This is a genomic window from Blautia sp. HCP3S3_G3, assembly GCF_052063365.1.
Lineage (GTDB): Bacteria > Bacillota > Clostridia > Lachnospirales > Lachnospiraceae > Blautia_A.
In genome coordinates, this window is record NZ_JBQHXR010000001.1 from 163,015 (window position 1) to 175,680 (window position 12,666).

The following is a 12,666-nucleotide window of genomic DNA, read 5'->3' on the forward strand; positions in this document are numbered from 1 at the left end:
AGCAGATGATAACAGATGCAGAAAGTGCAACAGATGATGTCGGGAGATGGACGATGGAGAAATGGAAAAAGAGATTTCTGGAAACGAAGCAGCCTCCGCAGAAGCTGAGGATTGCGCTGGAACACTATGACAAGGAAGAAGGAGAATGGAAGGAGCGCCTGGGCTCTTATCTGAGGCATCGGGTTCGGCCTGCCGCAGATCTGCTGATTGCTGAGAATGCAGTGGATATGTACAGAAGTCTTCTTGGCTCAGGGTGGATAACGGAAACGATGATAGATGAAATGATTGTAAAAGCAGGAAAAGCACATCGAACAGAAATCACAGCCATGCTTCTTGAGCAAAAGCGCAGTAGTTCTGCAGATGAAAACAGCATGAGTGGTCAGGAAGGGGAAGTTTCCCGCATGACAGAAGAGGAACATGCGGAGAGGCGAATCTGTGAAAAAATCTGGAATCTTACGGTATTATCCCTGTGTGAGAAATACCCCTTTTTCCGACCCTATCTGTGTGAACTGGAATTTACAGAATACAGAATTACAGGGAAAAAGGATCATACGGTTTATTATCATTCCGGATTTGTAATTGATGAATTCTGCATATCTGCCGCCAGGACAGAGCGCCTTCTTTTACATATGATGATGCATGATCTGTTCCTCCATACGGTGATGGAGGGCATGCCGGATCAACGCCTGTGGAATCTTTCCTGTGATATAGCAGCAGAGCATCTGCTCAGTGAAGTAGAAAATACGGAGCCGGAATCGCACAGAATTCTGCAGGCAGACAGTACAGAGCCGGAGTCTATTCTGATTCGAAAATCAGATAACATACGTTCGGAAAACCGGAAAGAAATCCGACCGGAGTATATTTACAGGGAACTGCTTGAAAGTTCCCTGTCGGAAGAATCGCTGAGCGAACTTGAAAAACAGTTTTATGTGGATGATCACAGATTCTGGAGTTTATCTGATAAAAAGAAAACACAAAGGTGCGCGGAACAGTACTGGAGCCGGATTTCAAAAACAGAGGGAGCCGGACTTGGCGGAGGTTTCCGGGGAATCGGGGGAAAATCCGGCCGGGATTCCCAAAACCTGCGTATCCGTGAACGGGGAAAAGCTGATTTTCGCCGGTATCTGCGTCAGTTTGCCGAGACAGGGGAAGAGATGCAGATGGACACGGAAAGTCTCGATTATATTCCTTATCTCTATGGGACAGAGCATTACGGAAATATGCCGCTTGTGGAACATCTGGAATACAGTGAGGTGCGAAAACTTCAGGAACTTGTGATCGCAATTGACACCTCAGGTTCCTGTAAGACTGATACTGTGCGGCGTTTTATGGAGGAGGTTTACCGCATTTTCAGTGACAGTGAAAATTTTTTCCGCAGGATGAATGTGTATATTCTGCAGTGCGATTTTATGGTGCAGGATGCCGCGCACATTACCAGTGAAAGAAAATGGAAAGAGTATCTGGAACATCTGGTGATACACGGAAGAGGCGATACGGACTTTCAGCCTGTGTTCCGCTATGTGGAAGACCTTCGCAAAGAAAAAAAACTGAAAAATCTGAAAGGACTTTTATATTTTACGGACGGGGACGGCATTTATCCCCGGGAGAGAACAGATTATCAGACAGCATTTGTTTTTTATCATAAAAAGAACGGGTATCAGAAAGCTCCGGAGTGGGCGCGGAAGTTTGATTTGGAGGATTTATGAATATCAAAGAGGCAAAAGAAGAGATCAGAAACACGGTAAAGGCGTATCTGAGAAAAGATGACAGGGGAAATTACCGGATATCTGCAGTTCATCAGAGACCGGTTCTTCTGATGGGACCTCCCGGGATCGGCAAAACAGCGATTGTGGGGCAGATTGCCGGGGAACTGGGGATCGGCCTTGTTGCATATACGATGACACACCATACGAGGCAGAGCGCGGTGGGACTTCCTGTGCTCGTGAAAAAAGAGTATCAGGGGGAAACCTGTACAGTTACGGAATATACCATGAGTGAGATCATTTCGTCCGTGTATGAGTGCATGGAAAAATCAGGCTGCAGGGAGGGGATTCTTTTTATTGATGAAATCAACTGCGTGTCAGAAACCCTGAGCCCAACGATGCTGCAGTTCCTGCAGAATAAGACATTCGGTACCCACAGAGTACCAAAGGGATGGATCATTGTGGCAGCCGGCAACCCGCAGGAATATAACCGTTCAGCCAGAGAGTTCGATATCGTTACGCTGGACCGTATCCGCAGAATGGATGTCAAAGAGGATTATGCAGTATGGAAGGAATATGCATATGTCCATAAGGTTCATCCGGCTGTTCTTTCATGGCTGAATATGCATCCTGATCAGTTTTACTATGTAAAAAATGATGGAGCGGACAAACATTTTGTCACAGCCAGAGGCTGGGAAGATTTATCTGTGATTCTTCAGAGCTATGAAGAAATGGGGATTGAAGATACTGACAAGGTGATTTCCGAGTACGTTCAGGAACCTGCAATAGCAAGAGATTTTTCCGCGTATTATCGGTTATACAGGAAGTATCAGCAGGATTACAGAATCATGGAAATTCTGCAGGGGATTCCTGACAGGGAAAAGCTGCGGGAACTATCGCAGCTTGCCGGGCAGGCTGCTGTGGATGAGAGACTGGCGGTAACCGGAATGATCATTGACGGCTGGAATGGGTATCTGGAGGAATATAAAAAGCAGAGCGGCAGGGTGCGTCAAGTGAGCGAAGCACTGGAGCAATGGAAAAAGACGCAGGAGGATTTTGGCCTGTGGATGGAACAGAGGGAAAAAGCGCTGCTGGTCAGAAAACAGGCAGGGCTTGTTGCGGAGGAAGATTTATCGGAAGAAGAATTTACGCAGAATCTAATCCGCTTATGCTGTCAGAAAGTACGCGAATTACGCTGTAAGAAAAAAGAAGAGATGACCGATATATTGACAGACTTTTTGGAAGCAGAAGAGGAAGCGCTGTCTGCCTGCACAGCAAAGACATTGACAGCTCTTGACAGGGGATTTGCCTTTGCGGAAGAATCATTCGGAGACGGGATGGAATTGTCACTTCTGACTTCAGACCTGATTCGAAATCCGACCGCAGCTGCATTCATAAGCAAGTACGGATGCAGCAGATATTTTGCCCACAGTGATGCACTCCTGCTGGATCAAAAACGGAGGGAAATTCTTGATGAAGTGGAAAAACTGAGAAATCAGAAATAAATCAGAAATAAATCAGGAATAAATCTGAACGAGTCCAGGTGCATTGTTAAAAATAAAAGAAAACGTGATACTTTGTAGTTGCAAAAGCAGGATATATCAATTAAAGTGGAATTGTCAGATTTCTATGAAAAGGAAAACGAAATCAAGGATAGATGAAATCCGAGGAAAACGGAATCCGGAAAAAATAAGATCCGGGACGATGAAAGACAAAGACGAAACAAGAAAATGAAAGAGACGGGGGTTTTAAACTTGAGACTAGAAAAGTATTATGAAAATCCGGAGGTTCTGCATCTGGGAACGGAGGAACCAAGAGCGTATTATCTTCCCACAGGAATCCAGGGGGAAGAGGAGAGAGTTCTGTTAAACGGAGAGTGGGAGTTTGCTTTTTATGCATCTCCGTATGAGGTACCTGAAAACTTTGTAACCGGCCAAGACCTGGCGGAAGCAAAAAATGTGACAGTTCCTGCCTGCTGGCAGTTCTATGGAGTGGATAAACATCAGTATACGAATATCAATTATCCGATTCCCTATGATCCGCCGTATGTACCTGCAGAAAACCCGTGCGGTGCCTACCGCAGGCATTTTTCTATGGATGAAACAGTATCCGGCAAGAGAGTATATCTGAATTTTGAGGGTGTTGATTCCTGTTTTTATCTGTGGGTAAATGGAACCTTTGCCGGATATAGTCAGGTATCTCATGCTATCAGTGAATTTGATATTACTTCTTATCTAAAAGAGGGAGATAATCTTCTGGCTGTGCTTGTCCTGAAATGGTGTGACGGGACGTATCTGGAAGATCAGGATAAACTCAGGATGTCAGGTATTTTCCGCGATGTGTATCTTCTTGTCCGTCCGGAAAATCATATCCGTGATCTTCGGATCGAAAGCATTTTGAATGAGGATTTTACGCAGGGAAAAATCGAGATTTCCTGTGATTTCACAGGAGAAGAACAGCCTGTTGCCGTCACTGTGCGGGATCAGCAGGGAAATATCTGCGGAGAAGGCAGAGCAGATCATGAAAACCATGCGGAGAAACTGACAATAGAAATTGCAGAACCATCTTTGTGGAGTCCGGAGGTTCCGTATCTTTATCAGCTGGAAATCTGTGCCGGTGAGGAGAAAATCCTGGAGGAGACAGGATTCCGTCATATCTGCATAAAAGACGCGGTAGTTTATATCAACGGAGTCCCGGTAAAAATCAAAGGCGTCAACCGTCATGATAGTGACCCGGAGACCGGATATACCATTTCACGGGAACAGGCGGAGAAAGATCTGCTTCTGATGAAGAAACACAATATCAATGCGATCCGTACCAGTCATTATCCGAATGCGCCATGGTTTACGCAGCTTTGTGACCATTACGGATTCTATGTGATCAGTGAGAGTGATCTGGAGGCTCACGGCGGAGCAACCCTTTCCTGGGAGGATGAGAATCTGGATGTTCTTAAAAAAATGTCTGTCACTGTGGAAAATGAAATATTTGCAGAGGCGATTCTTGACAGAAATAAGAGAAATGTCATTGTAAATAAAAACCGTCCCTGCATCATTATGTGGTCACTTGGCAACGAATCCGGTACCAGCCCGTTTCTGGAAGCAGCAGGGAACTGGATAAAATCATATGATCCAGGCCGGCTTTTGCATTACGAAGGGATTTTCCAGTGTGAGGATTTTCCGTATGATGCATCCATGCTGGATGTGTACAGCAGAATGTATCAGGACTTTGATGGAATCAGGGAGTATCTGGGTACCAATGACCGCCGTCCTTACATGCTTTGTGAATTCAGCCATGCCATGGGAAACGGTCCCGGAGATTTTGAACAGTATATGCAGATTTTCCTGGAAAATCCAAGAGTTCTGGGCGGCTGTGTCTGGGAGTGGTGTGATCATGCAGTCTATGACGGAATCACGCCGAATGGAAAAAAACGTTTTCTTTACGGAGGCGATTTCGGAGAAGAAGAGCATGACGGCAACTTCTGTGTAGACGGACTTGTTTATCCTGACCGTAAAGTGTCACCTAGTCTTGTGGAATACAAAAATGTGATCCGTCCAGTCAGGGCAAAACTTGTGGATGGCGGGCAGGGAATAGTGGAACTGACAAGCTGGCTGGATGTCCTTTCTCTGGAGGAAGCAGTAGAGATACAGTATGAACTGAGTCTGAACGGAGAAGTGCAGGAGCGGGGAATTCTTCCTGTGGAAAAACATCCGGCAAGAGCGGCAGTCTGCTATCAGATTCCATATAAGATGCCACAGACCCGGGGCATGGTTCATCTTCGCCTGATCTATCTGTCAAAAGGGAAGATTCCGTACCTGGAAGCCGGCGAGGAGCTTGGATTTGACCAGCTTTGTGTACGCAGCGAAAGCCCCGTTCAGAAAACTCAGATGCGGCAGAGCGAGACAGCAGTCACTCAGATACAGAAGAATCCGGCTGTGAAAAATCCAAAGACGAACGAACAGCAGGAATACATCTGTGAATCCCTCAGCTTTGAGGATGATGGAAGATTCATCACAATTCAGGGGAATAACTTCACTTACCGTTTTGATGGTTTTTATGGAGTATTTCAGTCTCTGATCTGCCAGGGAGAGGAGTATCTCCGGAAAGATATGGAGTATAATTTTACCCGTGCAGAGATGGACAATGATATGTGTATGAAGGCTGCCTGGGAAAAGGCAGGATATCACCACATAAAAAATCGTGTAAAAGAACTGTGTACGGATATGGTGAATGGAAACTGTGTGATTCATTGTACCCAGACTTTTGCACCATTGCATAATCGTAAGTGCGTGGATCTGACAAGTGTGTGGACGATCACTCCGGATGGGACAATCTGTGTTCATGGCGATGGATGGCGTAATACAGCAATGCCGTGGCTGCCGAGGTTTGGCCTGAGAATGTTCCTTGACCGGGGATTTGAACAGGTGGACTATCTGGGATATGGTCCGGGTGATGCTTACCTGGACAAACATCAGGCTTCCTGGTTCGGAAAATTTCATGATGAAGTTTCCCGCATGCATGAGGACTACATAAAACCTCAGGAAAACGGAAGCCATTTCGGAACATACCGGGTGAAAGTGAGCAGAGCGGACGGAAGATGGATGGAAATCATCTCCGGACAGCCGTTCTCCTTCCAGATATCCCATTATACCCAGGAAGAACTGAGAGAAAAGAAGCATAATTTTGAACTGGAAGAATCCCCGTATACGATTCTGTGTGCAGACTACAAGATGAGCGGGATCGGTTCCGGAAGCTGCGGATGGGCACCTGCAGCAGAATACCGGATGGAAGAAGAAAACTTTTCATATGAGATGACATTCCGGATGGGGAAATGAATACAGCATATGGAAACAAAGCTAATGTAGGAAAAAATATCATATACGGAGATATCTCCAGCTAAAGAATCCGGTATAATAAAGAGATAACAAAGATAAAAACAAAAAGAAAAACAAAAAGAAAAACAAAAAGAAAAACAAAAAGAGAAGACCTTCGCTTTGGGAAGTGAAGGCCTTCTCTTTTTTTGGCGTTCATTTATCCGGGGACAGGTTCATAGGTAGCGGTCGATCTTCAGAATTGCCATACAGAGTTTATTCTCTTTCAGATGGGTAAGACCCAGATGTTCCAGATCCTGTTTGAGAAGCACAGGTGATTGGTGATAAGTTTATACAAGAATGCCTGAATCAGAGAATACCGGCTTTTATCCTGCAGGGAACGAAGGGTCCGGTTGTTCTCCTGAAGAGACGCGAGAGCGGACACGAAATGGAGGGAATACGATAGATCCTGATTTTTATGAAAAAGGAATACGGAATGCGGAGATATTCTGTGGAGGGCGGTCTGCTGCGGTCGGATCTGTCACCAAAACCGGCATATCTGGCACTTCAGAATCTGATTCATCAGGAATGGAATACCCGGGAAGAACTTGTCAGTGACCAGGAGGGAATCTGTCATTTCCGCGGATTTGACGGGACATATGAAATTGTAGTGAATGGAAAACGATATTTCCTGCATTTGAATGAAGAGGAACCGGAAAAGGTTCTGTATATCTGATATAAAGAAATTACAATATAATTACAATAAATATAAAAAAAATACCACTGCCATTTACTGCAAAAAGCGGTGCCCCTGAGATTTATACAGAAGAAATACGAAGCTGGAAGTATTTTTATAACATCATAGAAAACAAGAGAAACCATACAAAAACCGGGATTGTACAAAAGAACATGAAGAAGAAAATGCAGAGCAGCTACTGTACATATACAGAGGAACAGCAGAGAAAAATACATAAAATAATGATCTTGAAACAGAAAATGTAAAATATTTAAGAATGCCAAAATATTTACAGTGTTTCCAAATTAACTACAATACATCATCCGAAAAATTATATATATTACTTACATGAAGGGCAGACTTTGCGGAGAGTCTGACACTGGAGAAAATATCAATACATAATCAGGAGGAATTAATCATGTCAATTATTACTGAAATTTCTGAATTTTTACAGAAAGGTAGAGCAAAAAATGTAAAAGCGCTGGTAACACAGGCACTGGAAGAAGGACAGGATCCAAAGGAGATTTTAAATGAAGGCCTTCTTTCCGGAATGATGACAATCGGAGAAAAATTCAAAAATAATGAAGTGTTTGTTCCGGAAGTTCTGGTAGCTGCAAGAGCGATGAATGCAGGTCTTGCAATTCTGGAGCCGAAGCTTGTGGAAATCGGAAATGAACCAGTTGGAAAAGCAGTTGTGGGAACCGTAAAAGGTGACCTTCATGATATCGGTAAAAACCTTGTTACGATGATGCTGAAAGGTGCCGGATTTGAAATTCATGATCTCGGTGTAGACGTAGAACCTGCAGCATTTATTGACAAAGCAGAAGAAGTTGGAGCAGATATTATCGGAATGTCCGCACTTCTTACAACAACCATGCCGAATATGGGTGCAGTTGTAGAAGAACTGAATAATCGCGGTCTTCGTGATAAATACATTGTGATGGTTGGTGGAGCTCCTGTAACAGACGGATTTGCACAGCAGATCGGCGCTGATTACTACACTCCGGATGCTGCTACCTGTGCAGAAATTGCCAAAAAAGCAGTAGAAGAAAGAAAATAAAAAGAATAAAGAACGTGTATCTGTGAAGGTACGAAAAAGTGTAAGAAAAACACCGGAACTTTCTGCCAGGCAGGAAGTTCCGGTGTTTTGTTTTGGAAAAATTTCAGATTTTCCTGTCAGGAGAAGAAGTTTTCAACGGGATTTTTAGGAAATACCGATTAGTTCGTTTAAAAAGGAGAACAACAATGTTTGAACCAAATTATAAGAATATTGTAGATAGTGCAAGAAACAAGGAAGCGAAAAGACTTCCTCTTTACGAACATAATGTAGATTTTCAGAAAATCTGAGAAATCAAGGGCGTCGATATGATGGCTCTTTATAACGGAGATGAAAAAGATATCCGGGAATTTTTCCGTGTATATTGTAATTTCTTTAAGGAACAGGGCTATGACGTGGTGACCTTTGAAGCGTGCATCGGAATGATTATGCCGGGCGCCGGAGCATTGGGAGACTCCCGCGTGATACCGGTTATCCAGGAAGAAGATGATTTTCGGAATTATCCGTGGGATGATATTCCGGAACTGTATTTTAAGGAATATTCGAAATATTTCCGTGCTCTCCGTGAGGAAATGCCGGAAGGAATGAAAGCAATCGGAGGTGTGGGAAACGGAATCTTCGAGTGTGTTCAGGATCTGACAAGCTTCCAGGGACTGTGTTATATTGCAGCAGATGATGAAGAGTTATATCATAATCTCTTCAAAAAGTAGGCGAGACCAATCTGAAAATCTGGCAGAGATTTATGAAGGAATTTGGAGATATTTACTGTGTTCTCCGCTTTGGCGATGACCTGGGATATAAGTCGAGCACCATGCTTTCCACAAATGATGTGAAGGAACTGATTCTGCCTCAGTACAAACCGATCGTAGATCTGGTACACAGTTATAATAAGCCGTTCCTGCTTCATTCCTGCGGCAAAATCTTCGATGTCATGGATGATCTGATTGAAAAGGTTGGAATCGATGCGAAACATTCCAATGAGGATCAGATTGCTCCATTCCCTGTCTGGGTAGAAAAATACGGAGATAAAATCGGAAACTTCGGCGGAGCAGATGTGGATATGGTCTGCCACTGTTCCAAACAGGAACTGAAAGAATACATACTGGATGTAATCGCGAAATCCAAAGGACACGGCGGATTTTCCTTCGGAACAGGAAACTCCATACCGGCCTGCGTGCCTACAGAAGGCTATCTGAATATGATCGAGATTGTACGGGAATATCGTGGGGATTTTAAATAAAAATTTGTGAAACTGATGGAAGAATAAGATTATGAAAGCTGGAGTGGAATTTCTGTTTTTCTCCAGCTTTTGTTGTGTCACGGTAAAAGAAACGGGGTTGCTAAGGAACTTCAGGGAAATTCTTGAAAAATATATTTTTCTATGATATAAAACAAATAAATAGCATATTAAATGGTATTTTAAATTATATTTGTTTCGTAGAACATATTTCTGGAGACATGGAACAGAAATTATGTTCTTAGAGAAACAGAACAGAGATTATATTTCTGATGAAGCGAAACAGATAAGAAAAGAGTTAGAAAAATACAGGAAAAGGGGATTTTTATGCCGGGGGACAAATTTCTTTACAAAAAGGTATCTGCTGACCTGAAAGCCAAAATAGAAAACGGAGAGCTGGCACCGGGGACGAAACTGCCGGGAGAAGCTGAAATGAGCGAAACTTATCAGGTAAGTGTGATCACTATAAAACATGCACTGCAGATTCTTGCAGGGGAAAATCTCATACGCCGCATTCCGGGAAAGGGTTCTTTTGTGACGGAGAGGAATCAGCAGAAGGAAGAGCAGAGGCTTCCGCAGGAAAAAGCAGAAACGGTACAGCAAAAAGGAACAAAGCTGATCGGGGTGATTCTGGAGTATGCTATGCCGTCTTTTGGCATTGAGCTGATGTACGAACTGGACAAAGCGGCTCTGGCAGCCGGATACCGGATCTGCATCCGTTTTTCTTACGCAGACAGAGAGCGGGAAACAGAGGAAATCGAATTTCTGATGTCCATGGGAATTAATGGCCTGATCATCCTTCCCTGTCATGGGTCTTATTATAATATGGCGATTCTGAAACTGGTGATTGAAGGATTTCCGGTGGTGGTACTGGACAAAAAAATGGAAGGCATCAAAGTCCCGTCTATCAGGACAGATAACACAGATGCAGTTTACAGACTGGTGGACTGCCTGAAAGAGCAGGGAAGAACGAGAATCGGTATGATCACAGTAGAGGATAAGGGAACCGTTACGCTCATGGAGAGAAGAAAAGCATTCGGAGAGAGGATTGAGCAGCTGCGGCTTCCGGACATGGAAGCGTGTATTTTGCCGGAAGTATCCTATATACTGGTGAAACGGAAACCGATCGAGGATTATGTTGTGGAGATCGAAGGGTATCTGCGAAAATGCGGCAGAAATCTTGACGGGGTGATATGTATGGAATATGGATTACTGCTGGCTTTTCTGGAGGCAGTCCGCAGAATCGGTAAGGAACGGTATACCCATATTCTTCCCTGTTCTGTGGATGATGTTTACCTGGTTCCGGGAGGTTCGCGCTATACTCATGTAAAACAGGATGAGGCATCGATGGCCAGAAAAGCAGTTGAGATACTGACCGCTCAGATTACAGGTGAAAAGATAGAACAGGATGAAATAAAAATCCCCGGGATTTTCCGTGAATAAAGCAGGAGGGATGAGACCATGTCATTACAGGGAGGATTAAGTGCATTGCGTATGGAAATGCCCGAAAGGATTCCAAGAACAGAATATTCGGCACATTTTCACTGGGAGCTTGTAAAGAAGGTAACAGGGATTGATGTCGGTTCCCGCAGCGCGGAGGCTGTCAAGGAAAAGGCATCTCAGCAGTTTGTGAAAGATGTTTGAACCCTGTATGGATCTGGAGAAAATCTGCGAACAGTACGGAAAAACGCATGTACTGGTGGGAAATGCAGATACAAGAATACTCCTGATGGGAGATAAAGAAGAGATCCGTCAGGAAGTAAAACGCTGCATAGACACCGGAAAAAACTGCCCGGGATACATTATGGCAGTCGGAAACCATATCCCGGCCAACACTCCTGTGGAAAATGCCCTGTGGTACAATGAATTTTATGAAAAATACAGCAGGAGATAGGGACTCCGGGAAAGCTGGCATGCAGAAGAAAATTCTGGCCGAAAATTATCTTGAGGGAAAAGAAGACAGTAATTTCTGTACGAACACACAGTTCCGGTTGCTGTGAAAGAGAATAGCAAAAATATTTTTGTATCTTATTGTGAAAAATATATTATTAGTGCTCTTTGGGGACTGAAAATATATTTAATAAGACATGAGGTTATTAATATATATAAAAACAGTCGAGATATTTGAGCAAAATAATGAAAATAGAAACGAATATAGACAAAAAAATCGTTAGATGTTATGATGGGAATAAGGATAAATGCAATGATGAAATATTAAATATATTTTATAAAACAAAAATATATTTAAATGGACGAAAAATGAGATGAAATAAAACGAAACCTGATATAAACCCTGATATGAAGGAGATATCGTTATGACACCAAGAGAGAAATTTATCAAATGTTTAAAGCGAGAACCGATCACCGGACATGTTCCGCATTTTGAACTGGTGTTTTTTCTGACCATGGAGGCGATTGGGAAAATCCATCCGCAGCACCGCTGTTTTGACCAGTGGGATCAGATGAGCAGAAGGGAACAGGATCTTCATGTCAAAGATATTGCAGAGACTTATATCTAGACTGCGGAAAAATATGATCACAGTGCGATTTTTGTTCAGATGGATACCAGCAATATGAAATATTTTGACAGAATTGTACGTATTCTGGAGGAAATCCGTAATCAGTCCGGATCTGTTTGCAGAATATATTACACCTTATCTGAAGGATATTCTGGATACTTACAGAGGCATGGGATTTTATACCATCAAACATACAGATGGAAATATTATGCCGATTCTGGATCAGATGGTGGAGTGCGGACCGGATGCCCTTCATTCCATCGACCCGCAGGGCGGTGTGAGCCTGAAAAAAGTAAAGGAACTGGCAGGAGACAAAGTTGCTTTGTGCGGAAATGTAAACTGCGGCCTTCTTCAGACAGGAACCCTGGAAGAATGCGAGGCGGATATCCGCAGATCCTTACGAGAAGGAATGCCGGGATATGGATATATTTTCTGCACATCGAACTGCGCCTATACCGGACTTTCTCTGGAACGCTACGAACTGATGCATCGCATCTGGAGAGAAGAGGGAATTTACCCGGAAGAAGCGAAATAAATTCCGAGACAGATAAAGCATGCCTATGTCTTAAAAAGGGTAAATAATGAGAAGTCATTAAGAAATAGAGA

12 protein-coding genes are annotated in these 12,666 nt (G+C 43.5%); all 12 read left to right on the plus strand.

Going from position 1 to position 12,666, the window contains the following annotated elements; genetic code table 11:
* Window positions 1-53 precede the first annotated feature (53 nt).
* The 12 genes from ACTNEW_RS00820 (at window position 54) to ACTNEW_RS00875 (ending at window position 12,595) form a co-directional block, all read left to right on the plus strand.
* Window positions 54-1,706 (plus strand): VWA-like domain-containing protein, encoded by a 1,653-nt coding sequence (locus ACTNEW_RS00820; protein WP_441056832.1) that lies wholly within the window; start codon window positions 54-56, stop codon window positions 1,704-1,706.
* Window positions 1,703-3,208 carry an AAA family ATPase gene (locus tag ACTNEW_RS00825; RefSeq protein WP_441056834.1) on the plus strand — a complete coding sequence of 502 codons (1,506 nt, stop codon included), beginning with the start codon at window positions 1,703-1,705 and terminating at the stop codon, window positions 3,206-3,208. Before ACTNEW_RS00820 ends, ACTNEW_RS00825 begins: the two co-directional genes overlap by 4 nt.
* Before the next feature lie 249 nt (window positions 3,209-3,457).
* Window positions 3,458-6,535: a glycoside hydrolase family 2 TIM barrel-domain containing protein gene (locus ACTNEW_RS00830; protein WP_441056836.1), complete on the plus strand. Its 3,078-nt coding sequence runs from the start codon at window positions 3,458-3,460 to the stop codon at window positions 6,533-6,535.
* A gap of 472 nt (window positions 6,536-7,007) precedes the next feature.
* Complete coding sequence (locus tag ACTNEW_RS00835) at window positions 7,008-7,247, plus strand: hypothetical protein (RefSeq protein WP_441056838.1); 240 nt, start codon at window positions 7,008-7,010, stop codon at window positions 7,245-7,247.
* Window positions 7,248-7,665: 418 nt separating this feature from the next.
* The gene (locus ACTNEW_RS00840; protein ID WP_441056840.1) at window positions 7,666-8,307 is read left to right on the plus strand and encodes a corrinoid protein; all 642 of its coding nucleotides are present in this window, start codon (window positions 7,666-7,668) and stop codon (window positions 8,305-8,307) included.
* Window positions 8,308-8,612: 305 nt separating this feature from the next.
* Window positions 8,613-9,014, plus strand: a complete 402-nt coding sequence (locus tag ACTNEW_RS00845; RefSeq protein ID WP_441056842.1) for a hypothetical protein — start codon at window positions 8,613-8,615, stop codon at window positions 9,012-9,014.
* A 32-nt stretch (window positions 9,015-9,046) separates the two neighbouring features.
* The gene (locus ACTNEW_RS00850) at window positions 9,047-9,544 is read left to right on the plus strand and encodes a uroporphyrinogen decarboxylase family protein (RefSeq protein WP_441056844.1); all 498 of its coding nucleotides are present in this window, start codon (window positions 9,047-9,049) and stop codon (window positions 9,542-9,544) included.
* Window positions 9,545-9,868: 324 nt separating this feature from the next.
* Entirely contained in the window at window positions 9,869-10,984 is a 1,116-nt protein-coding gene (locus ACTNEW_RS00855) for a GntR family transcriptional regulator (RefSeq protein WP_441056846.1), read from the plus strand.
* A gap of 18 nt (window positions 10,985-11,002) precedes the next feature.
* Window positions 11,003-11,185 carry a hypothetical protein gene (locus ACTNEW_RS00860; protein ID WP_441056848.1) on the plus strand — a complete coding sequence of 61 codons (183 nt, stop codon included), beginning with the start codon at window positions 11,003-11,005 and terminating at the stop codon, window positions 11,183-11,185.
* A complete protein-coding gene (locus tag ACTNEW_RS00865; RefSeq protein WP_441056850.1) occupies window positions 11,178-11,435 on the plus strand; it encodes a uroporphyrinogen decarboxylase family protein in 258 nt (85 codons plus the stop codon). Before ACTNEW_RS00860 ends, ACTNEW_RS00865 begins: the two co-directional genes overlap by 8 nt.
* Before the next feature lie 421 nt (window positions 11,436-11,856).
* Window positions 11,857-12,060, plus strand: a complete 204-nt coding sequence (locus ACTNEW_RS00870) for a hypothetical protein (protein WP_441056852.1) — start codon at window positions 11,857-11,859, stop codon at window positions 12,058-12,060.
* A 64-nt stretch (window positions 12,061-12,124) separates the two neighbouring features.
* Entirely contained in the window at window positions 12,125-12,595 is a 471-nt protein-coding gene (locus tag ACTNEW_RS00875) for a uroporphyrinogen decarboxylase family protein (RefSeq protein WP_441056854.1), read from the plus strand.
* Window positions 12,596-12,666 lie beyond the last annotated feature (71 nt).

Bases quoted from the DNA above. Each gene is read 5' to 3' on its own strand.
- ACTNEW_RS00845 (WP_441056842.1), top strand. From the start codon at position 8,613: ATGATGGCTCTTTATAACGGAGATGAAAAAGATATCCGGGAATTTTTC.
- ACTNEW_RS00870 (WP_441056852.1), top strand. From the start codon at position 11,857: ATGACACCAAGAGAGAAATTTATCAAATGTTTAAAGCGAGAACCGATC.
- ACTNEW_RS00820 (WP_441056832.1), top strand. From the start codon at position 54: ATGGAGAAATGGAAAAAGAGATTTCTGGAAACGAAGCAGCCTCCGCAG.
- ACTNEW_RS00840 (WP_441056840.1), top strand. From the start codon at position 7,666: ATGTCAATTATTACTGAAATTTCTGAATTTTTACAGAAAGGTAGAGCA.
- ACTNEW_RS00855 (WP_441056846.1), top strand. From the start codon at position 9,869: ATGCCGGGGGACAAATTTCTTTACAAAAAGGTATCTGCTGACCTGAAA.
- ACTNEW_RS00860 (WP_441056848.1), top strand. From the start codon at position 11,003: ATGTCATTACAGGGAGGATTAAGTGCATTGCGTATGGAAATGCCCGAA.
- ACTNEW_RS00850 (WP_441056844.1), top strand. From the start codon at position 9,047: ATGAAGGAATTTGGAGATATTTACTGTGTTCTCCGCTTTGGCGATGAC.
- ACTNEW_RS00825 (WP_441056834.1), top strand. From the start codon at position 1,703: ATGAATATCAAAGAGGCAAAAGAAGAGATCAGAAACACGGTAAAGGCG.
- ACTNEW_RS00865 (WP_441056850.1), top strand. From the start codon at position 11,178: ATGTTTGAACCCTGTATGGATCTGGAGAAAATCTGCGAACAGTACGGA.
- ACTNEW_RS00835 (WP_441056838.1), top strand. From the start codon at position 7,008: ATGCGGAGATATTCTGTGGAGGGCGGTCTGCTGCGGTCGGATCTGTCA.